At 68.6% G+C, this 23,104-nt stretch carries 12 protein-coding genes and 1 pseudogene; 3 read left to right on the forward strand and 10 right to left on the reverse strand.

The window, feature by feature from the left end; genetic code table 11:
• Positions 1–43 precede the first annotated feature (43 nt).
• From ACFQ0E_RS16780 to ACFQ0E_RS16825, 10 genes are all read right to left on the reverse strand, one after another.
• Positions 44–4,972, reverse strand: coding sequence for an alpha-2-macroglobulin family protein (locus ACFQ0E_RS16780; protein WP_386825823.1), 4,929 nt, complete (start codon positions 4,970–4,972; stop codon positions 44–46).
• A 321-nt stretch (positions 4,973–5,293) separates the two neighbouring features.
• Positions 5,294–7,993, reverse strand: a complete 2,700-nt coding sequence (gene gyrA, locus ACFQ0E_RS16785) for a DNA gyrase subunit A (RefSeq protein WP_386825789.1) — start codon at positions 7,991–7,993, stop codon at positions 5,294–5,296.
• 232 nt (positions 7,994–8,225) lie between these two features.
• Positions 8,226–9,302, reverse strand: coding sequence for an S-methyl-5-thioribose-1-phosphate isomerase (gene mtnA, locus ACFQ0E_RS16790; protein WP_386825791.1), 1,077 nt, complete (start codon positions 9,300–9,302; stop codon positions 8,226–8,228).
• A 96-nt stretch (positions 9,303–9,398) separates the two neighbouring features.
• Positions 9,399–10,322: a DUF3011 domain-containing protein gene (locus ACFQ0E_RS16795; protein WP_386825793.1), complete on the reverse strand. Its 924-nt coding sequence runs from the start codon at positions 10,320–10,322 to the stop codon at positions 9,399–9,401.
• Between the two features lie 119 nt (positions 10,323–10,441).
• Positions 10,442–11,437: an EF-P lysine aminoacylase EpmA gene (gene epmA, locus ACFQ0E_RS16800; protein ID WP_386825795.1), complete on the reverse strand. Its 996-nt coding sequence runs from the start codon at positions 11,435–11,437 to the stop codon at positions 10,442–10,444.
• On the reverse strand, positions 11,434–13,794 hold the full coding sequence (gene ligA, locus ACFQ0E_RS16805) for an NAD-dependent DNA ligase LigA (protein WP_386825797.1): 2,361 nt from the start codon (positions 13,792–13,794) through the stop codon (positions 11,434–11,436). The genes epmA and ligA overlap by 4 nt, the downstream gene beginning before the upstream one ends.
• A 160-nt stretch (positions 13,795–13,954) precedes the next feature.
• Entirely contained in the window at positions 13,955–14,671 is a 717-nt protein-coding gene (zipA, locus tag ACFQ0E_RS16810; protein WP_386825799.1) for a cell division protein ZipA, read from the reverse strand.
• 22 nt (positions 14,672–14,693) lie between these two features.
• Positions 14,694–18,197: a chromosome segregation protein SMC gene (gene smc / locus ACFQ0E_RS16815; RefSeq protein ID WP_386825800.1), complete on the reverse strand. Its 3,504-nt coding sequence runs from the start codon at positions 18,195–18,197 to the stop codon at positions 14,694–14,696.
• 287 nt (positions 18,198–18,484) lie between these two features.
• Positions 18,485–18,757 carry a BolA family protein gene (locus ACFQ0E_RS16820; protein WP_386825825.1) on the reverse strand — a complete coding sequence of 91 codons (273 nt, stop codon included), beginning with the start codon at positions 18,755–18,757 and terminating at the stop codon, positions 18,485–18,487.
• 44 nt (positions 18,758–18,801) lie between these two features.
• Positions 18,802–19,101, reverse strand: coding sequence for a YciI family protein (locus tag ACFQ0E_RS16825; RefSeq protein WP_386825802.1), 300 nt, complete (start codon positions 19,099–19,101; stop codon positions 18,802–18,804).
• Positions 19,102–19,480: 379 nt separating this feature from the next.
• On the opposite strand from ACFQ0E_RS16825, the gene ACFQ0E_RS16830 reads away from it, so the two are divergent.
• The 3 genes and pseudogenes from ACFQ0E_RS16830 to rluB form a co-directional block, all read left to right on the forward strand.
• A complete protein-coding gene (locus ACFQ0E_RS16830) occupies positions 19,481–20,440 on the forward strand; it encodes a segregation and condensation protein A (RefSeq protein ID WP_386825804.1) in 960 nt (319 codons plus the stop codon).
• A 35-nt stretch (positions 20,441–20,475) separates the two neighbouring features.
• Positions 20,476–21,243, forward strand: a pseudogene (gene scpB, locus ACFQ0E_RS16835) (SMC-Scp complex subunit ScpB); the annotation flags it as partial.
• Between the two features lie 154 nt (positions 21,244–21,397).
• A partial coding sequence (gene rluB / locus ACFQ0E_RS16840; RefSeq protein WP_386825808.1) for a 23S rRNA pseudouridine(2605) synthase RluB occupies positions 21,398–23,104 on the forward strand: 1,707 nt, incomplete at its 3' end.

Here is a 23,104-nt window from a genome sequence, read left to right on the forward strand (position 1 = left end):
GGCCATTCGCATCATCGTTCACGGTGACGTTCCTGTGCGCCGCTTACTTCGGCTGCACCACCGTGATCGTCGCCGGCGTGGACTTGCCGACGCCGCGCAGCTGCGGGCGATACATGTCCTCGACCAGCGACGGCGGCACCGTGTACGTGCCGGGCGTCACCGCACGCACGAGGTAGAACACGCGGGCGGTCTGTCCGGAATTCAACTTCAGCGCGGCGACGAAGCGGTCGTCACGATACTCCTCGTGCAGCACGTCGGCGGCGCTGCCGCGATCGGTGATCTCGATGCCGTCGACCACCACGTCGGCCCACTGCTTGGCGTCGCTGAGATTGAAGTTCTCGATCTCAAGCCCCGCCGGCAGCAGGTCGACCAGCAGCGCGTCGGGCATCGAACGGTCGGCGGTGATGCTGAGCGAGACGATCAGCGCATCGCCTTCCTTGATCGGACCCGGCTTCCAGGGCTGGCCATCGGTGGTGTACCACTTGCGCTCGATGCCGATGACCGATTTGTCCTCGGCCGGTGCCGTGCGCGGCACGCCCGCGACTTCCAAGCTGGCGTACAGCGGTGTCGCACCCTTGGGATCGAAGCGGAAGCCCTTGGCGAGCGTGGCGTAATCGATGCGGCGGCCATGCATGCGGCGATCCTGCACCGGCACGCTCTGCTCGCCCAGCGTCCACGTGCCGGAGACCAGCTTCTTCTGGTCGGCCAGCAGCGCCTTGCCCACGCGCGCCAGCGCCACCTGTTCCTGCGTGCTAAGGTAGAACCAGCGCTCGCCGCGGCGTGCGTCCAGCTCCTTGCCCAGCGCGATCACCTTGGCGTCGTATTCCGGACGACCCAGACCGTTCTCCTTGGTCAGCGCGATCATCAATGCGCTGTCGCGCAGCGGGCTGCTGTAGTCGCCGAGATAACCATGACGCTCGCCCTTCCAGGCGAAACCGGCGGCGATCGCCTTCGCACCGCGGTTCTTGTCGCCCTGCAACGACAGGGCCAGCCCAAGGTGCACCAGCGACAGGCCGTTCTTCGCGTCGTCGCGATCGTTGTCGTACAGCGCGCGCAGCGTGCCCAGCGGGGCGCGGTTGACGCGAGCGAGCGCATAGCCCGCATGCGCCTTGTACGCGAACTTCAGGTGTTCGCGATGATCCCGGCCGTAGAACTCGTTGCCGCCAGCCAGCAGGTCTTCGCTCAGTCGCTTCAGCGCCTTCTGCAGCATCGCTTCGGGCACGGCGAAGCCGGCATTCCGCGCATCCAGCAGGAACTCGACGATGTACGGCGTGAGCATCGGATTGACGTACTCGTCGTCGCCCCACATCGAGAAGTGGCCGCTGCTGACCTGCATCGACGCGAGCCGGCCGAACGCGCCGTCCATCCGCGTCTTGCGCGCCGCCGCATCCAGGCCCCTGGCATCGAGCATCTTCGCGGTATCGGCATCCATCACCAGCGCGGCATACCCCTTGCTGGTGGTCTGCTCGGCACAGCCGTACGGATATTCGAGCACGTCCTTCAGCGCACTGGCGAACGGGATCGGCGGCAGCGCGCTGACGCTCATCTGCGCGGTGACCGAATCGGGCATCAGGCCGTCGGCCATGCCGGCATCCAGCGTGATCGCCGACAGCTCGTTGATCGACACCGTGCGCGCGCGCAGCACGCTCGGCCAGGCCGGGCGCACCGGCACATCGAACTGGCGGTCGACCTTGTGGCCGTTGCCATCGACACGCACGCGGATCTTCGCGGTCGTGTAGCCCTCGCCCGCGCTGAGCGGGAAGCTCAGCGTGGTCTTGCCGCCGACCGCCAGCTTCGCACTGCGCGTGCCCTGCGCGATGTTCAGCGGTCCGATGCCGTCGACCTGCACGTTGAACGTGCCGGGCTTGCCGCTGAAGTTGGTGAGATCCAGCGTGACCGTGCTGCGGTCACCCGGCGCCATCACGCGCGGATAGCTGGCTTCGGCCACGATCGGCGCGCGCACCAGCACCTCGGTGTCGGCATTGCCGTAGCGTTCGGCCGAATACACCAGCGCTGACACGCGCAGCGTACCGTTGAAGTCAGGCACCTTCAGCGCGATCCGCGCATTGCCCTTGGCGTCGAGCTTCACCGGGCCGGAGAACAGGTCGACCGTCTTGACCTTCGAAGTCGGACGTCGCGCCTGCGCCAGCGGCTGCAGCGCCATGTCGCCACCGAACCGGATGCTGCCGATCTCGCCGTCCAGGCTTTCGATCACGCGGCCATAGACATCGTAGGCGTCCACGCCGAGGCGACGCTGCGCGAAGAAATGCTTGTTCGCGTCCGGCACCGGGAACCGGGTGATGTTGAGGATACCGACATCGACCGCCGAGACCGTGACATAAGCCTCCTGGCCGGCCAGCGCAGGCGCGGCGACCGTGGTCGACATCGTCTGCTCGGGCAGCATCTGCTTGGGCGTGGACAGGGTCACGGCGACCTTGCGCGCGGTGCGGTTCATCGGCACGTGCGCCACGCCGACGGCACGCGCGGGCGTGATCTTGCTCTGCGCGCTGCCGCCGCGGAACACCAGCGCGGTGACATAGACATCGTGACGGTCCCAGTCCTTCGTCACCGGGATCTCGAAGGTGCTGCCGCGCTTCACCTCGACTTCCTGCACGTACAGCATGCGGTCGGCTTCGACCATCAGCAGCGCGACACCCGGGTGCGGCGGCGTCACCGTCACCTTCAGCGTGTCGCCGGCGACGTACGAGGTTTTGTCCAGCGCGAGCTTGACCTTGTCGGGGCGCGCGTCGAGGCCACGGTTGTCGTCGTCCCAGCTCCAGCCAGCCTGGAACGGATAGCGCGTGGTCAGTCCGGTGGACGGATCGAGCACGTCGACGCGATACGCGCCCCATTTCACGGGGAAATCGATCTTCGCAGGGGTCAGGCCGACGTCCAGCGTGCGCGTCTCGACGTTCTCGAAGCGCGTCGTGAAGTCGTAGTCCCAGCCTTCGTCATCGTCGTAGTTCCAGTGATAGTCGCGATGCTCGCGCACCAGCGTCACCTTCAGGCCCTTGGCCGGGCGGGGCTTGCCGTCGCTGCCGACGCGCGCAAGCTGGAAGCCGGCGTTGGTGTCGCTGTCCGCGCCGTCCTTGTCGTCGAACAGCGGGCGCACGCCGACCAGCGCATCCGCCGGCCACATCACGCGCCTGATCGAACGATTGACGCTGCGGCCACCGGTCTCGAACAGACTGCCCGAGACGATCGCGGCGATCGGCGAGACCGCCTTCACTTCTTCCGGCAAGGCAATCGCCTGCGACAGCTTGCCGTCGGCGCCGAGCGTGGTATCGATGACGTCCTTCGCCTCCTTGGGCAGTTTGAGCGTGGGGTCGCCGAAGAAATAGCCGGGCATGCCTTCCAGCGGATGCTGCTCCACGGTGACCGCGAGCTTGGCGGTGAAGCGGTTGCCGGCGGCCGGCGCGCCGTAGAGATAGGCACCGACGGCATCGAGCTGGATGGGCTTGCCGGGACGCAGCACAGCGTCGGCGGTGTCGAGGTCGAGCTTCATGCGCTCGGGCAGGAACTCCTCGATGCGCAGGCTCATGCCCTGCACCGCTTCGCTGCTCGCCGGGTCGGTGCGGAACTCGACCTGCCAGCGGCCGGTCGGCGCATCCACCGGGATGAGTTTCTGGAAGCTGTAGTAGCCCTGCGCGCCGGCCTCGATGCGGCTTTCGATGAAGGGTTTGCCGTCCGGCTGCTTGAGACGCACGAAGAGCGGCTGCGCCTGCTTGCCCTTCATCGGCACCGGCTTGCCGTCGTTGTCGCGCAGCAGCGCGGAGATGCGGACGGTCTCGCCCGGGCGATACAGGTCGCGACCGGACCAGGCGAAGACGTCGAACCAGGCCGGTTCGCGACCGCTGACCGCGAATTCCGAGAGGTCCAGCGCCGGCTGGTTGAAGGGCAGCATCGACACGTCGCTGCCGCGTCGCGCGACGATGACATGGGCGGCATCGAGCTTGTAGTTCACCAGCGCGTTGCCGTTGCGGTCGGTGCTGGCCTTGAGCCGGGTCTCGCCGGCGGCGTCGAGGATGTGCAGGTCGACGCCCTTGATCCCGCTGCCGTCCTGCAGCGACGCGGTGTGCACGAACAGCTTGTCCTTGTAGGCGCGCACGTGCAGGCCGATGTCGCTGACCGTGAAGAAGGTGGTCTCGTACTCGCCGCTGAAGGTGCCAGTGCGCTTCATCACCGCGAAGTACAGCCCGGGCTCCTGCAGTTCCTCGATGTCCTGGATCGGCAGGTAGGTCACAGCGCGTTCGTTGCGCTTGCCGCCGAGCACGAAACGGTTGGTGTACACAGGTTCGGCGAGTTCGCCCAGCGGCGACTTGTCGCCGTATTCGCTGTCCAGTTCCCAGCTGCCGCGACGACCGCCGCGCTGGTATTCGGCGAAGAACTTGGGCAGTTGCTTCTCGCGCACGCGCAGGAATTCGACATCGACCTCAGGCACGTTCACCGACACCACCGGCAGGCCGCGGCTCTCCCGCGCCGGCAGCACGCTGCCCTGCGAGGCGAAACCGACCGCCGGCTTGAGCTCGCCGGTGTAGACTTTCTGCTCGATGTCGCGCCCCAGCGTGCTGCCGTCGGCAGCAGCCAGCTTCGAGGACACCGTCAGCGTGTACTCGGTGTTCGCCGTGACGTAGGGGAAACGCAGGATCTTGCCGCTGTCGTCCAGCTTCCAGCCACTCTTCTCGTTCACCGTGGTGGAGAAGACGATCAGCTTGTCGAAGTCCTGGGTGCCGACCAGCGGCCTGGAGAACTCCAGCGCGATCGACAGGTCATCGCCGTCCTGGTCCGGGTAGCCACGGACCAGAGTGAATTCTTTGATCTCGGCGCGCTTGGCCTGGATGGCCTCGCCGCTCACCTCGGGCAATTGCCCCTTCTCACGATCCCCGCAGCCGGCGAGGACAGCGAGCAACAGGATGGGCAGGAGGATCGTTGCGACCCTCCCCAGCCATCGTCCCGACGCCCGACCCGACACCTGCTTGGATACCAGACCGCGAACCCGACTCACCGACCCGAACCGCGACGAGCGACACATAGGACCTCCTGGATGGTGGGCGGAGTATAGAGAGCTTTTTGCCTAACGCATCACTTTTTTCAAACAAATTTTTGACTTTTTTTTAACATTAACGGCGAGCAACGGGAGGCGCGAAAACCTTGCCGCTCGGCCCCGGGAATTCCGTACCGCTGTTGGTTCGACCTCCCCGGAATCACACCGACCCATCAGCAAACGTACCTCCGAAACGCGACAGGCCGCCCGAAGGCGGCCTGTCGTGGCATCGTCATTGACCGATGCGGATCACGCATCCGCCCCCGGCTGTGGCGCCTCGCCTTCCGCGGCCGGCACGGCGGCCTCGCCCGGGAGCGCTTCGGCCGGCTCGTCGCCGTCCAGCGAGGCGTCCAGGCGCTCCACGACCTGCAGGCTCTCGCCCTCGGACAGGCGCATCAGGGTCACGCCCTGGGTGTTGCGGCCGACCTGCGAGATTTCCGCAGCGCGGGTCCGCACCAGGGTTCCGCCGTCGGAGATGAGCAGCACGTCGTGATGGTCGCTGAGCTGGATCGCACCGATCAGGCGGCCGTTGCGCTCGCTGGTCTTCATCGCGATCACGCCCTTGATGCCGCGTCCCTTGCGCGGGAAGTCGGACACCGGGGTGCGCTTGCCGTAGCCGCGTTCGCTGGCGGTGAGGATGTCGCCCTCGCCGTCGATCACGACCAGGCTGACGACCTGCGACGCGACCTCGATCAAGGCCTCGCCCTCGCCGTCCGCGTCGGCCGCATCATCGGCATCCACTTCCGGGTCCGCACCCGCCACCAGGCGCATGCCGCGCACGCCGGTCGCGGTGCGGCCCATGGCGCGCACTTCGGACTCGTGGAAGCGCACGACCTTGCCGTTGCTGGCGAACATCATCACGTCGCGATCGCCGTCGGTCAGCGCAGCGCCAACCAGCGCGTCGCCTTCGTCGAGGTTGATCGCGATCTTGCCGCGCGCCAGGCGGAAGGCGAATTCGGTCAGCGGGGTCTTCTTCACCGTACCGTTGCGGGTGGCGAAGAATACGAAATGCTTCTCGTCGTACTCGCGCACCGGCACCACCGCCTGCACCTGCTCGCCCGGTTCCAGCGCCAGCCAGTTCACGATCGGGCGACCGCGCGCGTTCGGGCCGGCATCCGGCAGCTGGTGTACGGGCAACCAGAACACGCGGCCGTTGCTGGTGAAGGTCAGCAGGGTGTCGTGGGTGTTGACCAGCCACAGCTGGTCGATGAAATCCTCGTCCTTCGTCGCTGCCGCATTGCGACCCTTGCCGCCGCGCTTCTGCGCGCGGTAGGTCGTGACCGGCTGGCGCTTGGCGTAGCCGGCATGCGACAGCGTGACGACCACGTCTTCCGGCGCGATCAGGTCGAGGATGTCGAGGTCTTCCTCGCTGGCGCGGATCTCGCTGCGGCGGTCGTCGCCGTACTGATCCTTGATCTCCTTCAGCTCGTCGCGAATCACTTCGCGCAGGCGGTCGGGGTTTTCGAGAATCTCGATCAAGCCTCGAATGGTCTCCAGCAGCGCCTTGTATTCCTCGGTCAGCTTGTCCTGCTCCAGCCCGGTCAGGCGGTGCAAGCGCATTTCGAGGATTTCCTTGGCCTGCACTTCCGTCAGCTGGTAGTACGGAATGTCACCGTCGGCGAGCAGGCCGACGCCCGGCTGCAGGTCTTCCGGCTTCGATGCGTCGCTGCCTGCGGCGGCGAGCAGCGATGCGACCAGGCCGGCATTCCAGCGCCGCGCCAGCAGGCGTTCGCGCGCTTCGTTCGGATTCGCCGAGGTCTTGATCAGCTCGATCATCTCGTCGATGTTGGCGAGCGCGACCGTCAGGCCTTCGAGGATGTGGGCGCGGGCGCGGGCCTTGCGCAGTTCGAAGATCGTGCGGCGCGTGACCACTTCGCGGCGATGGCGCACGAAGGCTTCGAGGATCTGCTTGAGGTTCAGCAGCTGCGGGCGACCGTCGACCAGCGCCACCATGTTGATGCCGAACACCGATTCCATCGGGGTCTGCGCGTAGAGGTTGTTGAGCACGACCTCGGCGGATTCGCCGCGCTTGACCTCGATGTAGATGCGCATGCCGTCCTTGTCGGACTCGTCGCGCAGCTCGCTGATGCCTTCGAGCTTCTTTTCCTTCACCAGCTCGGCGATCTTCTCGATCAGCCGCGCCTTGTTGACCTGATACGGGATTTCGGTGACGACGATCGCCTCTCGACCGTTGTCGGCGACTTCGATCTCGGCGCGGGCGCGCATGCGCACGCGGCCGCGACCGGTGCGGTAGGCAACGTGGATGCCGCCGACGCCGTTGATGATGCCGGCGGTGGGGAAGTCCGGGCCGGGGATGTGCTGCATCAGGCCGTCGATGTCGATCTCGGGATCGTCGAGCAGCGCGACCGTCGCGTTGATCACTTCGGACAGGTTGTGCGGCGGGATGTTCGTCGCCATGCCGACCGCGATGCCGGCGGAGCCGTTCACCAGCAGGTTCGGGAAGCGCGACGGCATCACCGTCGGTTCCTGTTCCTTCTCGTCGTAGTTCGGCTGGAAATCGACGGTGTCCTTGTCGATGTCGGCCATCAGCTCGTGGGTGAGCTTGGCCATGCGCGCTTCGGTGTATCGCATCGCCGCAGCGTTGTCGCCGTCGACCGAACCGAAGTTGCCCTGGCCGTCGACCAGCAGATAGCGCAGCGAGAACGGCTGCGCCATGCGCACCAGGGTGTCGTACACCGACTGGTCGCCGTGCGGATGGTACTTACCGATCACGTCACCGACGATACGCGCCGACTTGTAGTAGGGCTTGTTGCTGTGCGCGCCGAGTTCGTTCATCGCGAACAGCACGCGACGATGCACCGGCTTGAGGCCGTCCCTCACGTCCGGGAGCGCGCGGCCCACGATCACGCTCATGGCGTAATCGAGATAGCTGCGGCGCATCTCGTCTTCGAGATTGACGGGGATGATTTCCTTCGCGAGATCGGTCATTACGACTTCTTGTGCTGGAGGGGCGACGCTGCACAGGCGGGGCTGGTCCCGGGACGACAGGCGTGCCCGGCGCCGGTGCGATCGGCTGCCGGAATCGGCGTGTCACGGGGCCCGCGCGAGGCTTTGGCGCGAAGCCCGGAGTGTACCACGCACACCCCGTCCCCGGCACCGCGCCGGAGCGGAATTTCCCATGCGGAAACAGGGACTTGCGACCCGAGCCGGGCCAGCGGAATCAGGGCCCGAAGAAGGTCTGCATCGAGACCCGGTTCGGGCGTTCGACGACGCCGCGCTCGGTGACGATGGCGTCGATCAGTTCGGACGGCGTGACATCGAAGACCGGGTTCCAGGCGCGGACGCCTTCGGCCGCGGTGCGGGTGCCACCGAGGCCTAGCATTTCGGCTTGGTCGCGCTCCTCGATCTCGATCTTGCCGCCGTTGGGCGTCGCCATGTCGACGGTCGAGGACGGCGCCACGACCATGAACTTCACGCCGTGGTAGCGCGCAGCGATGGCGAGCTGGTAGGTGCCGATCTTGTTCGCGGTGTCGCCGTTGGCGCAGATGCGATCGGCGCCGACGATGACCCACTGCACCTGGCCGGTCTTCATCAGGTGCGACGCGGCGGAATCAGCGATCAGGGTGGCGTCGATGCCGTCCTGCTGCAGTTCCCACACAGTCAGGCGCGCGCCCTGCAGCCAGGGCCGGGTCTCGCCGGCATAGACGCGTTCCACCTTGCCCTGCGCGACGCCGGCGCGAATCACGCCCAGCGCGGTGCCGAAGCCGGCGGTGGCCAGCGAGCCTGTGTTGCAGTGGGTGAGCACACCGCTGCCGTTCGCGATCAGGCCCGCACCGAGCTTGCCCATGCGGTGGTTGGCGGCAAGGTCCTCGTCGGCGATGGCGCGGGCTTCGCGGAGCAGGACGCCGCGCCAGTCTTCGCCTGCGGTCGACAGGGCGCGACGCATGCGCTGCAGGGCCCAGGCCAGGTTGACGGCGGTCGGGCGCGCAGCATTGAGCTGCTGCATCGCCGGTTCCAGGCGTTCGGCTGCGGCAGCCGCATCCAGCCCGGCGCCCGCACCGGAGGCGTCCAGTTCGCGGGCGGCGAGCACCACGCCCCAGGCAGCGGCGATACCGATGGCCGGGGCGCCGCGCACGATCAGCGCGTGGATCGCCACCGCGACCGAAGCGCAGGTGGTACACGGGATGTAACGGACCTCGAAGGGCAACTTGCGCTGGTCGAGCAGTTCCAGCGTGTCGCCGGTCCAGCGGATGGGGCGGATGCGGTCGTAGCGCGCGTAATCGATGGGATCGGTCATCCGTCCATTCTACCGGGCTGGGAACGCGACGACCCGGCCTGGGCCGGGTCGTCATGTCAGATCTGACAGGGTGGTTCGCGGGTCATGGCCGAAGGATCAGGGCATTTCGCGCGCGGCCTCTTCCTGCAGTCGCGGCTCCGGCTTCGGGCGAGAAGGCTCGGAGACGGTCTGGAACATGCCCGGACGCGTGGCCGGCGGAGGCGTCGGCGCGCTGCTCTGCGCGACGCTGACCGGACGCGGTGGCGCGCTGCGGCCACCGCCGGAAGCATTGCGCCATTCGCTGTCCTGCGGCGGGCGACGGTCACTCGAACGGTCGCGCGGGATCGGGGAACGCACCCGGTCATCCGGGGCATCTTCATGCGCCTGGGCTGGACCGGCCATCCGCGGCCCCTGCGACGGCAGGGCGCCGAAACCATCCGAGGCCTCGCCCCTGCCGCGACCGCGACCACGGGCCACGACGAATTCGGCGCGGCAGCCGCCGCTGACCCAGACGCCGCTGCGGCTGCGGCCCCAGTTCCGGCCTTCGATGCAGGGCGTGTCCGAAAGCTGGCGGATCAGGCGTACGTCGCCGCGGCCGACCGACATCGGGCAGGTGCGGCTGCGGTTGTCGCGGGACTCGCAACGGACGAAGTCGCCACCGTAATGGCCGCCATTGTTCCAGCCGTTGCCGCCCCAGTTGCCTCGATCGTCGAAGCGGAACAGCGCACGGCAGCCATTGGTGACCCAGACGCCGTAGCGGTCCTGGCCCCAGGTGCGCCCGCGCACGCAGGGCATGTCGGAAAACTGGCGGATCAGCTGCACGCGATCGCCGCGCGTGGGACAGCGCGTGGTACGGCGGTCGCGGGATTCGCAGCGGAACGTGCCGTTGTTGTAGCCATAGCCGTAGTCGTCGTGGCCATAGCGGTCGTAGCCATTGTCGTGGCGGTCGTCGTAGCCGTCGTCGTGCCACTGCGCCTGCGCAGGCAGGACGATGAGCGCGGCCAGCAGGCCGGCGGCGGTCAGGAAACAGGTCTTGCGCATGGAAACAGCCCCCCGGGATGTGTGGCGTCAATCTCGGGCAACACGCATGAATGGCCGGTCAATTTTCCCGGTCGGAGCGTGCGCGTACGACGACGATTCAGGATGCCGGGACCCGCCGTTCAGGCACGGGCGAAATCGAAGGCCAGCGCGTCGGCGATCCGGTCCGTGCCGAGCAGCGCCATCAGCAGCCGTTCGATGCCCAGTGCGACGCCGGCGCAGGCCGGCAGGCCGGAAACCATCGCCGACAGGAGGTGTTCGTCGATCGGCGGTCGCACGCTGCCGCGTGCAGTGCGCAGGACGTGGTCACGTTCGAAGCGCGCGCGCTGCTCGTGGGCGTCGGTCAGTTCGTGGTAGCCGTTCGCCAGTTCCAGCGGGCCGAGATACAGCTCGAAGCGTTCGGCGACATCGGGTTCGACGACACCCGAAACACCACCCTGCCCCGCCCGGATCCGCGCCAGCGCGCATTGCGATGCGGGCCAGTCGTGGACGACGAGGATGCTGTCGCGATCGAACATCGGCTGCAGGCGATGGGTCATCAGCAGGTCGAGCCAGTCGTCTCGCGTCAGCCCGTCCGGATCGATGCGCACGTCACCGAGCGCGGCCTGCAGGGTCGCGTCGTCGACGGTGAACGGATCGAGGCCGAGCCGGTTGCGGTACAGATCGCGGAACGTGCAGGTCTCGACCGTCGCATCGCGCCCGACCAGCGCCAGGGCCGCGTGCACCAACGCCACGGTTTCGTCGATCAGGCGCAGGTGGTCCCAGCCGACGCGATACCACTCCAGCATCGTGAATTCGGGGTTGTGGCGCCTGCCGGCCTCGCCGTTGCGGAAGACGCGACCGAGTTCGTAGCAATCGCCGACACCCGCCGCGAGCAGGCGCTTGAGCGGGAATTCCGGCGAGGTGCGCAACCAGCGCGCGCGCGGCGCGCCGTCGGTGCGACCGCTGAATTCGAGCGAGAACGATTCGATGTTCGCGTCGGTGTTGCCGGCGACCGACAGCACCGGCGTCTCGACTTCCAGCACGTCGCGCTCGGCGAAGAACGCGCGGATCGTCGCGTACAGTCGCGCACGCAGGCGCAGCGCATCGAGGTTCGCGGTGGGTCGCCAATCGGTCACGCGGCCCCCTGCTCCCAGGCACCATGCTCGGCGAGGAACGCGAGCAGCGCGGCTTCGTCCCAGATCTCGATGCCGAGCTCCTGCGCCTTGGCGAGCTTGCTGCCCGCGGCTTCGCCGGCGACGACGAGGTGGGTCTTCTTCGAGACGCTGCCCGACACCTTGGCGCCGAGCGCTTCGAGCTTAGCACCGGCTTCGTCGCGCGACATCGCGGACAGGGCGCCGGTGAGGACGACGGTCTTGCCGTCGAGCGGGCCGGCCGGCGCCTCGTCGGCATCGGGCAGGCGTGCCTGCAATTCGGCCAGCGCCTCGCCGCTGCGCAGCAGCAGGGTCGCGTTAGCCTCGTCGGCAAGCCAGGCCGCGAGCGCGCGGGCACTGTCGGCTGGCAGGCCAGCGGTGACGAAAGCGTGTTCGGGCGCGGCACGCAATACGGCTGCGTTCGCAAACGCAGCGGCGAGCTGGTCAGCGCGGATGCGCGTGACCTTCGGGATTTCGAGATCGGTCAGCATCGCCGCGAACGACAGCACCGGGCGCAGCTTCGCCGAGGGCGGGCGGACTTCGCCGACGCGCACGCCGCGTTCGAGCAGCGCGTCGATGACCTGCTGGTTGCCGGGCTGGTCGAAGAAATGGCCGAGCGCGCGCGCCACTTCGCCGCCGATGTCGGGCACGCACTTGAACAGCGGCCACGGCATGCAGCGAATGAGGTCGAGGTCGCCGAACCAGGCGGCGAGCGCCTTCGCCGTGCTTTCGCCGACATGCTCGATGCCCAGCGCGAACAGGAAGCGTTCGAGCGTGGTCGCGCGACTGCGGTCGATCGCCTCGATCAGATTGTCGGCCCACTTGGTCGCGACCTTGCCGGCCTTCACGGTCTCGGGCGTGGTGCCGTCGCGTTCGTCGACCCGGCGCTTCATCTCCAGCAGATCGTCGAGCGTGAGTCGATACAGGTCCGCAACCGACTGCAGGTAGCCGAGGTCGGACAGGTCCTCGATGTAGCGGTCGCCCAGGCCTTCGATGTCCATCGCGCGGCGCGAGGCGAAGTGGCGGATCGCTTCCTTGCGCTGCGCGGCGCAGGTGAGTTCGCCGGAGCAGCGCCACACGGCTTCGCCTTCCTCGCGCACGATCTCCGAGCCGCAGACCGGGCACGCGGCCGGCATCGACCATGGCGTCGCATCCGGCTTGCGGTGTTCGGGCACGACGCGGACGATCTCCGGGATGACGTCGCCGGCGCGGCGCACGATCACGGCGTCGCCGATGCGCACGTCGAGGCGCGCGATCTGGTCGGCGTTGTGCAGGGTGGCGTTGGTCACGACCACGCCGGCGACCTGCACCGGCTTCAGGCGCGCGACCGGCGTGGCCGCGCCGGTGCGACCGATCTGGATCTCGATGTCGAGCAGTTCGGTCGATTCTTCCTGCGCGGGGAACTTGTGCGCGATCGCCCAGCGCGGCGCGCGCGAGACGAAGCCCATCTCGCGCTGGCCGGCGTAGTCGTCGAGCTTGTAGACGACGCCGTCGATGTCGAACGGGAGCGCGTCGCGCTTCTCGCCCATGCGGCGGTAGTAACCGAGCAGGCCAGCGGTGCCGGCGACCACGTCGCTCTCGGCACTGACCGGGAAGCCCCAGTCGCGCAGGCGCTGCAGCGTCGCCGAATGGCTGGCAGGCAGGTCCATGCCCTCGACCACGCCGACCGCGTAGGCGTAGAAGGCCAGCGGACGCTGCGCGGTGATCCTCGGATCGAGCTGACGCAGCGAGCCGGCGGCGCCGTTGCGCGGGTTCGCCAGCACCTTGCCGCCGTCCTTGAGCGCGCGTTCGTTGTAGGCCTTGAACGCGGCGAGCGGCATGTAAACCTCGCCGCGGACTTCCAGCACCTCCGGCCAGTCGCCGCCGCGCAGGTGCAACGGGATAGCCTTGACGGTGCGCAGGTTGGCGGTCACGTCCTCGCCGGTGGCGCCGTCGCCGCGCGTCGCGCCGCGCACAAACGCGCCGTGTTCGTAGCGCAGGCTGATCGCCAGGCCGTCGAGCTTGGGTTCGACCGAAAACACCGGATCGGTGCGATCCAGGCGCTCCTCGATGCGACGGACGAAGTCGGCGACTTCCTCATCGGTGAAGGCGTTGCCGAGCGAGAGCATCGGCATGGCGTGCTGCACTTCGTCGAACGCGGCGGACGGACGGTTGCCGACGCGCTGGGTCGGCGAAGCGGCGTCGACGTACTCGGGATGGTCGCGCTCCAGCGCTTCCAGCTCGCGCATCAATCGGTCGTACTCGATGTCCGTGATCGTCGGATCGTCGAGGACGTAGTAGCGGTGGTTGGCGTCTTCGATCTTCTGACGCAGGGCGGCGATGCGGGCGGCGACGTCGGTCATGCGGGGCCTTGGAGGAAACGGGACGGTCCGCGCGGGCGACGACGGCAGCGGACTTCGCCATGATCGCGCGGAACCGTCTCGCGGGGTGCGAACGGCCCGGCGCGCATCATTGGATCAACAACGGACGCCCTGCGCCTGGGCGCCTGAGCGATTGGTGCGCTTACCAGCGCGTATTGCGCGACACCGGCGGCGCCTCGTGCTGGCGGTCGTAGGCGCGCAGCTCGTCGCGCAGGTGCGCGATGCGCTGGCGGCCGATCGGGTTGCGCGATTCGTCCAGCACCACGCCGTCGAGCAGCTCAGCCATGCGCTGCGCGGTCGGCAGCATCTTTTCCCAGGCGTCGAGCGCGGGGATCGGCGCCGGCAGGGTCAGGAAGAAGGCGATGGCCGGGGTTTCCATGCCGTGGATGTCGTGCATCTCGAAGCTGCCGGGCTTCTTGATGTTGGCGACGCTGAAGATCGGGCTGCCATCGGCGCGACCGTCGGCGAGGCGGTGGAAGATGTTCATGTAGCCGTAGCTCAGCCCGGCCTTCTCGGCGGCGACCACGATGTCCGGACCACGCAATACCTGGTCCGCGCGCGCAGCGACGTACAGGGTGACGATCTTGTCGAATTCGTCGCGGTCGCGGCGGCCGATGTCCGGCCCGCTGGCGGGCGGCTCCGCTGCGGACGTTTCCGCGAGGGTCGCCGTGTCGTAAGGACTGGTCTCTGCACTGAACGCATCGGCGAGCGAGGGCTCGCGGTGCGGGCGCTCGGCGCCGTCGTCGCGGAGCTTGCGCCCCTGCTTCGGCTTGCCGGGGCGGCCGAAGAAATAGATCGCGGCCATCAACAGCACGCCGGCGATCACGATTCCGATGCGCAACAACCAGATATCCGACATCGCGTCGTTCTCCAAACTAGATTCAGGCAGCGCCGGCCAGGCGCGCGGCTTCGGCCAGGTCCACGGACACCAGGCGGCTGACGCCCGGTTCGCGCATGGTCACGCCGCACAGCTGGTTCGCGGCTTCCATGGTGGCCTTGTTGTGGGTGACGAACAGGAACTGCACGTGCTGGCTCATCTCGCTGACCATCGCGGTGAAGCGACCGACGTTGGCTTCGTCGAGCGGCGCGTCCACCTCGTCCAGCAGGCAGAACGGCGCGGGATTGAGCTGGAAGATCGCGAACACCAGGGCGACGGCGGTCATCGCCTTCTCACCGCCGGACAGCAGCGAGATGTTCGAGACGCGCTTGCCGGGCGGGCGCGCCATGATCGCGACGCCGGTGTCGAGCAGATCCTCGCCGGTGAGTTCGAGGTAGGCGTGGCCGCCGCCGAACAAACGCGGATAGAGCGATTGCACGCCGGCATTCACGCGGTCGAAGGTGTCCTTGAAGCGACCGCGGGTCTCGCGGTCGATCTTGCGGATCGCTTCTTCCAGCGTTTCCAGCGCGGCGGTGAGGTCGGCGTCCTGCGCGTCGAGATATTCCTTGCGCTGCGCGGCCTCGGCGTGTTCCTGGATCGCGGCGAGGTTGACCGGCTCCAGGCGACGCAGGCGCGCGTCGAAATCGGTGACGATCTTTTCCCAGGCGCGGGGATCGGCGTCGTCGGTGAGCGTGTTGAGCACGTCCTCCAGCACGAAGCCGGAGGCGACCACCGCTTCGGCGAGCTGATCGGCCTTCAGCGCCAGCGCCTGCTGGTCGAGCTTGCGCTGGCCGATGGCCTCGCGTTGCGCGACCGACTGCTCGTCGCGCTGGTGGCGGGTCTGTTCGTAGCCGCGCAGCTCGTTGTCGATGCCCTCCAGCGCGGCGCGCGCGGCGGCGAGGTTGCGCTCGGCGAGCACGCGCTGCTCCAGCGCGACCTGGCGCTGTTCTTCCAGCGCCACGACCGGGGCATCGCCGTCGGACAGCTGCGACGACAGTTCGCTGAGCCGGCTGTCGAGCTGGCCGCGCTGGCCGCCCATGCGCTCCAGCGCCTGTGCCAGCGCAACGACCTGCGCGCGCTGCGATTCGAGGTTCAGCGCCAGCGCATGCGCGGCGTCGCGCGATTCGCGCGCGGCCTGACGCGCGGCATCGCGGGCCTCGCCCAGCGCGCGGCGCTCGGCTTCCAGCGCCTGGCGCGTGCCTTCGAGTTCGCCCATGCGCGTGACGGCTTCCTCCAGGCGCGAGCGCGCCTCGCGGGCCTGCTGCACGCTGGCATCGATGGTTTCGATCAGCTGCGACAGGTCCGCGTCGATCTTCTCGATCCGCGCACGCGCCGATTCGAGCTTGCCCTTCTGGCCCTGCAACTGGCCGGCCAGTTCCGAGACGTTGCGGTGCGCGTGGTAGAGCGACCGCTGCGCGTCCTCGCGCTGCTGTTCGGCAACCAGCATCTGGTCGCGCAGCGCAGCGATGCTGCGGTCGAGTTCGGCTTCACGCTGCTGCAGGGTGTCGATCTGCACGCGCAGCTCCTGGATCTCGCGTTCGCGCAGCAGCGCGCCCTGCTTGGCGGCACCTGAGCGGCTCACGCGCACCCAGCCTTCGCCGAGTCGCTCGCCGCTGCGGGTGATGACCGATTCGCCCTCGCCCAGGCTGGCCTGCAGCGCACGCGCATCGGCGAGGGTTTCGGCGGCGTGCAGCTTGGCGAGCAGCCGGCGGATCGCCAGCGGGCCCTGCACCTTCGCCGCCAGCGAGGTCGGCGCGAAGGCCGCGTCGCCGGCCTCCGACGCGACCAGCGCCAGCCGGCCTTCGCCGAGATCTGCCAAGGCTTCGACCAAGGTCTCGGGGGCATCGATCAGCACGCCTTCGATCAGCTGGCCGAGCGCGCTTTCGACCGCGAATTCCCAGCCCGACTCCACGCGCAGGACTTCGCCGACGCGCTGCGCCGAATCCAGACCGCGCGCCTTCAGCCAGGCCACGGCGGCACCCTGCTCCTGGCCCAGCGCCGCATGCTGCAGGGTTTCCAGCGAGGACAAGCGGCCGCGCGCGGTCTGCACCTGCTTGCGCACGTCGGCGAGTTCGGCCTGGGCGTTGCGCACCTGGTCCTGCACACCGACCACGGCCTGCTTGCGCGCTTCGAGTTCGTCGTTGAGGCCGTCGAGGCCGGCCTTCTTCTCGTCGTGCTGCATCTGCAGGTCGGCGAAGGCGTCCGCCAGCAGATTCACGTCGAGCGTGTTGCGTTCGTTGTCGAGATGCTCGCGGCGGCGCTCGGCATCCATCGACTGGCGGTCGAGGTAGTCGACCTTGGTGCGTTCGACCTCGGCCGCGCGCGAGGCCTCGGCCTGGGCGCGGGCATGCGCGTCCCAGCGCTGCTGCCAGTCGGCGAGCTTGCCCTCGGCCTCCTGCAGGAGTTCCTGGCGGACGCCGTCTTCCTCGCGCAACATTTCGAGGCGCGGCTCGGCCTCCTCGATCGCGGCGCGCAGGGTATCCAGGCGCTGCTGGTCGTTCTCGATGTGCAGTCCGATCTCCGACAAGGCCTGCATCGCCTCGTCGCGGGCGCGCTGCAGGCGCTGGCCGAGTTCGCGCTGGTGGGCGATCTGCTGCTCGATGCGGGCCAGCGTGCCGCCGACCTCGTAGCCTTCGGCCTGCGCCTTGTTGAGCGCCTCGGCGGCGGCTTCGCGGCTGGCGCGGCCCTCCTCGATCAGGCGCTCGGCTTCGCGCTGCTCGGCGATGATCTGCTGCAGGCGGGTCTCTTCCTGCATCAGCTTGTCGCGCAGGCCCTGCAGCCGGGTATCGAGGACGCGGAATTCCAGCGCCTTCCACTCGGCGTCCTTGATCCGGCGCTCGGCCTGGATGGTCTGGTACTGCTCGGCCTGCTTGGCCTGCCGGGCGAGGTGCTGGAGCTGCTTGCCGACTTCTTCGCGCAGGTCGTTGAGGCGGTCGAGGTTCTCGCGGGTGTGGCGGATGCGGGTCTCGGTTTCCTTGCGCCGCTCCTTGTACTTGGAGATGCCGGCGGCCTCCTCCAGGTACACGCGCAGTTCCTCGGGCTTGGCCTCGATGACCTGCGAGATCATGCCCTGCTCGATGATCGAGTAGCTGCGCGGGCCCAGGCCGGTGCCGAGGAACAGATCGGTGATGTCGCGGCGGCGGCACTTGGTGCCGTTGAGGTAGTAGTTGCTCTGGCCGTCGCGGCTGACCGTGCGCTTGACCGAGATCTCGTTGAACGCAGCGTATTCGCCGGTGATGGTGTGGTCGGCATTGTCGAAGATCAGCTCGACCGCCGCCTGCGACACCGGCTTGCGCGCCGAGCTGCCGGAGAAGATCACGTCGGTCAGCGAGTCGCCGCGCAGGCGGCTCGCGGCGCTCTCGCCCATCACCCAGCGGATGGCGTCGATGATGTTCGACTTGCCGCAGCCGTTCGGACCCACCACGCCGGTCATGTTGGTCGGCAGGTGCAGGGTGGTCGGATCGACGAAGGACTTGAAGCCGGAGAGCTTGATCGAGGAAAGGCGCATGCGCTGATCGGGGACCCTGCCGATGGCGCCCGGGAGCGCCATCGCCGTAGTTGTGAAAACGGTTGAGGAATGCACGTCAAGCCATTGAACGGATTGACGCTACCCTGGCCGGTTCCAAGCCAGAACGCTGCAGTATAGCCGCCCTCGCGGGCGTGGCGCAGGGCTTGTCTTCCTCCCCCGCTGGCGGGGGAGGATCGAGGTGGGGGCAACCACCGATCCACGCAGGATGCCCCCATCCCGGCCTTCCCCCGCAAGCGGGGGAAGGAGAGCAGCACGGGAGGGAACGCTCAACCCGCCGGCGCGGACGCCTGGATCGCCAGGGCGTGGATGTCGGTCTGCAGCAGGTCATCCACGGCCGCGTACACGGCCCGGTGGCGGGCGACCGGGCTCATGCCCGCGAACACGGCGCTGACCACGCGCACCCGGTAATGTCCCCGGCCGTCGCGGGCGCCTTCATGGCCCACGTGCTGGTGGCTGTCGTCGAAGACCTCCAGCTCGACCGGGTCGAAGGCGACCTGCAGGCGCCGGCGGATCGCCTCGACCCGCAGTTCGCGGGGCATCTGCCCGGGCGGCGGCGGCAGCGGGCCGGCACCGACGGCGCCGGTCATGGCAGCACCTTGCGGAACGGACGCACGTCGACCCGGGCATAGACCCCGGCCTCGACGTAGGGATCGGCGTCGGCCCAGGCGCGGGCGGCGTCGAGGGATTCGAACTCGGCGATCACGATGCTGCCGCTGAACCCGGCCGGGCCCGGATCCTCGGCGTCGATCGCCGGGCACGGGCCGGCCAGCAGCAGGCGGCCCGCGTCCTTGAGCGCGACGAGGCGGGCGAGATGCGCAGGACGGGCCTGCATCCGGCGTTCGAGGGTGTCGGGGCCGTCATGGCCTTCGATGGCGTACCACATCCGGGGGGGTGCTCCGTGGGAAAGCCCGGCAAACCGGGCGGACAGGGACAGGATGGGGACAGGATAGGGACAAGCTGCGGCGCATTCACCCGGCTGGACAGGCGTCGCCCCACCCCGTACTCTTGGCACCGCATCGTTTCGAGGCCGGCTGAGGCGACCCGTCGATGGCGCGCAGGAGCCGCAGAGCGGCATCCGCGCCCGACCCGCCACACCCACCCGGCCCCAGGTTCCGACTCCATCCGCCCGCCGTCCCGTCATCGGGATGCCGCGCCGCATGGTCGTTGCCGCCCCTCCAACCCGAGCCGATTCCCGCAACCAGGCCGCCGCCCCACCGGCGACGCTGCCCGGATGCATCCGACGAACGCCATGACCCAGCCGCATGAGCACTGACACCGCGTCCGACGCCGACATCGCGTCCGGACCCGCCGCGCCGGCAGCAGCCGCCGTGCCGGTGACGCCGCAGCAGCAGGAAATGCGGCTTGCGACGGTGCTGGGCCAGCCGGTGCTGCAGATCCCGCAGGACCTCTACATCCCGCCGGACGCGCTGGAAGTCATCCTCGACGCCTTCGAGGGCCCGCTCGACCTGCTGCTTTACCTGATCCGCCGCCAGAACCTCGACATCCTCGACATCCCGGTCGCGGAGATCACCCGCCAGTACGTCGACTACATCGGTGCGATGCGCGACATGCGCTTCGAACTGGCCGCCGAATACCTGGTCATGGCCGCGATCCTGGCCGAGATCAAGTCGCGCATGCTCCTGCCGCGCCCGCCCAGCGAGGAAGGCAACGAGGAGGATCCGCGCGCCGACCTGGTCCGCCGCCTGCAGGACTACGAACGCTTCAAGCAGGCCGCCGAAGACATCGATGCCCTGCCGCGCATGGAGCGCGACACCGCGCCGGTCTCGGCCTTCGTGCCGGACCGGGCCAGCGTCAAGCTGCCGCCGCCGGTGGAACTGAAGGAAATGCTGCTGGCCCTGCATGACGTGCTGAAGCGCGCCGAGCTGTTCAGCGGCCATGCGATCAAGCGCGACGCGCTGAGCGTGCGCCAGCGCATGACCGACGTGCTGACCCGCCTCGGCGACGGCAGCTTCCACCGCTTCGAGTCGCTGTTCGAACCGCGCGAAGGCAAGCTCGGCGTGGTCGTGACCTTCCTGTCGATCCTGGAACTGGCCAAGGAACGCCTGCTGGAGATCGTCCAGGAAACGCCGCTCGCCGCGATCTACATCAAGTCGCTGGCCGCGCAGGATGGCGACAACGACACCGAAATTCCCGAACTCAGCAGCGAGTTCGACGACGACGCCACCGAAGCCTCGTCCGCGCCTTCCGGCGAGAACCGCTGACCCCCGCCCCGCGAGAACCGAGTCCGTACCGGTCCATGGAACAAGCCCTCGTCACCCGCATCGTCGAAGCCGCGCTGCTCGCGGCCACCCAGCCGCTGACGGTCGTGCAGCTGCGCGGCCTGTTCACGCTGGACGAACCCGCGCCGGAAGGCAGCATCGAACAGGCGCTGGACGAGCTGCGCGAACAGTGCGCCACGCGCGGCATCGAACTGGTCGAGACCGCGTCCGGCTGGCGCTTCCAGGTGCAGCACGACGTGCACGCCTGGGTCGCCCGCCTGTGGACCGAACGCCAGACCCGCTACACCCGCGCCACCCTCGAAACCCTGGCGATCATCGCCTACCGCCAGCCGATCACCCGCGGCGAGATCGAGCAGGTCCGCGGCGTGGCGGTCAGCAGCAACATCATCAAGGCGCTGGAAGAGCGCGAGTGGATCCGCACCGTCGGCCATCGCGACGTGCCCGGCAAGCCCGAGCTGCTCGGCACCACGAAGATCTTCCTCGACTACTTCGGCCTCAAGAGCCTCGATCAGCTGCCGCCGCTGTCCGAACTGAAGGATTTCGGCGAACTCGATCCGCAGCTGTCGTTCACCGACCCGGATGCGCCCAAGCCTGCCGCCGACGGCAGCATCGCCGCCGGCGTGCAGGACGTCGACGCGCCCGGCGAGCGTGCCGACGACGCGACTGCCAACGACGACGGCACTCCCGTCGCCATCGATGACGCGACCGACGGCACGGGCAACGAAGACAACGACGACAGCAGCGACGACATGGCCGGCGACACAGGCCTGACCGCCGACGATGCTGGCAGCGAGACACCGCACCACGAAGACACCTCGAACGACGTCGACGGCGAACCCGCCGCCGATGCCCCCACCACCGACGACGATGCCGACCCTTCGGCATCCGACGACAGCCACACCGCCCTCGTCGACGACGACGACAGCACCGGAGCATGACATGACAAAACCCAAAGCCCCCCGCACCCTCTCGCTCAAACGCGGGACGGATACCCCCGAGACCACCGAAGCCCCGAAGCTGGAGGAACGCCTGCACAAGGTGCTCGCCCAGGCCGGCCTCGGCTCCCGCCGCGCGCTGGAACAGCGCATCGCCGACGGCATGGTCAAGGTCAACGGCGAGACCGCGCAGATCGGCATGAGCGTGAAGGGCGGCGACCGCATCGAGATCGACGGCAAGACCTTCGTCGCCAGCGCGCTGACCGAACCGGCCCGCGTGCTGATCTACAACAAGCCCGAAGGCGAAGTGACGACCCGCGAAGATCCCGAAGGCCGCCCGACCATCTTCGAATCGCTGCCCGTGCTCAAGGGCGCGCGCTGGATCGCGATCGGTCGCCTCGACATCAACACCACCGGCCTGCTCCTGCTCACCACCGACGGCGAGCTGGCCAACGCGATGATGCATCCCTCCTTCGAGATCGAACGCGAATACGTCTGCCGCGTCCGCGCCCCCGAGGGCGAAGAGGAGATTTCCGACAAGCTGGTCGACCGCCTGCGTCGCGGCGTCGCGCTGGAGGACGGCCCGGCGAAGTTCGACGAGATCGAACGCATCGGCGGCACCGATTCGCACGACTGGTTCCGCGTCACCCTCAGCGAAGGCCGCAACCGCGAAGTGCGCCGCCTGTGGGAATCGCAGGGCTGCCAGGTCAGCCGATTGAAGCGCATCCGCTACGGCGACGTGAGCCTGCCGCAGCCGCTCCTGCGCGGCCAGAGCCAGGAGCTGCAGGCCGCCCAGGTCGAGGCCCTGCGCAAGAAGCTCAACCTGGAGGAAGGTCCGCCGCCGGCATTGACCCTGCAGCCGGTCATCGGCCAGCGCAAGGCCGCCAAGGCGACGGTGCACATCGGCCGCGAAGGCCGCACCCAGGCTTACGTCAACGGCCACAACACCGCTGACGAAGGCCGCGAACTGCGCCGCTTCGACCATGTTCGCGAGGATCGCGGCCGTTTCGGCAACAAGAAGAAGCGCGGCGACCTCACCGTGAGCGGCGAAGCCGCTGCACGCCAGTCGCAGAACAAGCCCTTCAAGCAGCGCAAGGACAAGGGTCCGAAGCCGCTGCCCGAGGGCAATCCCGCCGCGTTCCGCACCTGGTACGTGCCCGAAGGCGTGGACACGGGCCCGGCCGGCCATCGCAACGCCGATGGTCGCGGCCCGAAGAAGCCCTTCGGTGCAAAGAAGCCTGGCGGCCCGCGCCCCGCTGGCGCGCGTCCCGGCGGCGCGCGTCCGGCGGGCAATCGTCCGTTCGGCGATCGCGATGCCGGCGGTTTCGGCGGCGAAAGCCGCGGTCCCGGCGGCCCGCGTCCGAAGCGTCCTCAGGGCGACCGGCCGGCCGGCGCCGGCTTCGGTGGTGGTTTCGCTGGCGAGAGTCGCGGCCCTGGTGCCGGCAGGCCCGGCGGCAACAAGCCGGCCCGCGCCGCCAAGCCCTATGGCCATCCCGGCAACGCCCCGAGCTTCCCGTCCGACCATGCCCATGGCGGCGGCGGCTTCAATCCCTACGGCGAACCGCGCGGCCCGCGTGGTCCGCGCCCGGGCGGCCCGCGCCCCGGTGGTCCCAAGGCCGGCCCGCGCCCCGCTGGCGCGCGTCCCGGCGGCGCGCGTCCGGCGGGTCCGCGCCCGGCAGGCCCGCGTCCCGGCGGCAACCGCGGCCCACGC

This window comes from Lysobacter brunescens (assembly GCF_042677005.1).
Lineage (GTDB): Bacteria > Pseudomonadota > Gammaproteobacteria > Xanthomonadales > Xanthomonadaceae > Lysobacter_I > Lysobacter_I brunescens.

Excerpts from the sequence above, each read along its gene's own strand:
- ACFQ0E_RS16825 (WP_386825802.1), bottom strand. The coding sequence starts at position 19,101 with ATGTGGTACGCCATCGAAGGCCATGACGGCCCCGACACCCTCGAACGC.
- gyrA (WP_386825789.1), bottom strand. The coding sequence starts at position 7,993 with ATGACCGATCTCGCGAAGGAAATCATCCCCGTCAATCTCGAAGACGAG.
- ACFQ0E_RS16830 (WP_386825804.1), top strand. The coding sequence starts at position 19,481 with ATGAGCACTGACACCGCGTCCGACGCCGACATCGCGTCCGGACCCGCC.
- zipA (WP_386825799.1), bottom strand. The coding sequence starts at position 14,671 with ATGTCGGATATCTGGTTGTTGCGCATCGGAATCGTGATCGCCGGCGTG.
- mtnA (WP_386825791.1), bottom strand. The coding sequence starts at position 9,302 with ATGACCGATCCCATCGATTACGCGCGCTACGACCGCATCCGCCCCATC.
- ACFQ0E_RS16795 (WP_386825793.1), bottom strand. The coding sequence starts at position 10,322 with ATGCGCAAGACCTGTTTCCTGACCGCCGCCGGCCTGCTGGCCGCGCTC.
- smc (WP_386825800.1), bottom strand. The coding sequence starts at position 18,197 with ATGCGCCTTTCCTCGATCAAGCTCTCCGGCTTCAAGTCCTTCGTCGAT.
- ACFQ0E_RS16820 (WP_386825825.1), bottom strand. The coding sequence starts at position 18,757 with ATGCCCCGCGAACTGCGGGTCGAGGCGATCCGCCGGCGCCTGCAGGTC.
- ligA (WP_386825797.1), bottom strand. The coding sequence starts at position 13,794 with ATGACCGACGTCGCCGCCCGCATCGCCGCCCTGCGTCAGAAGATCGAA.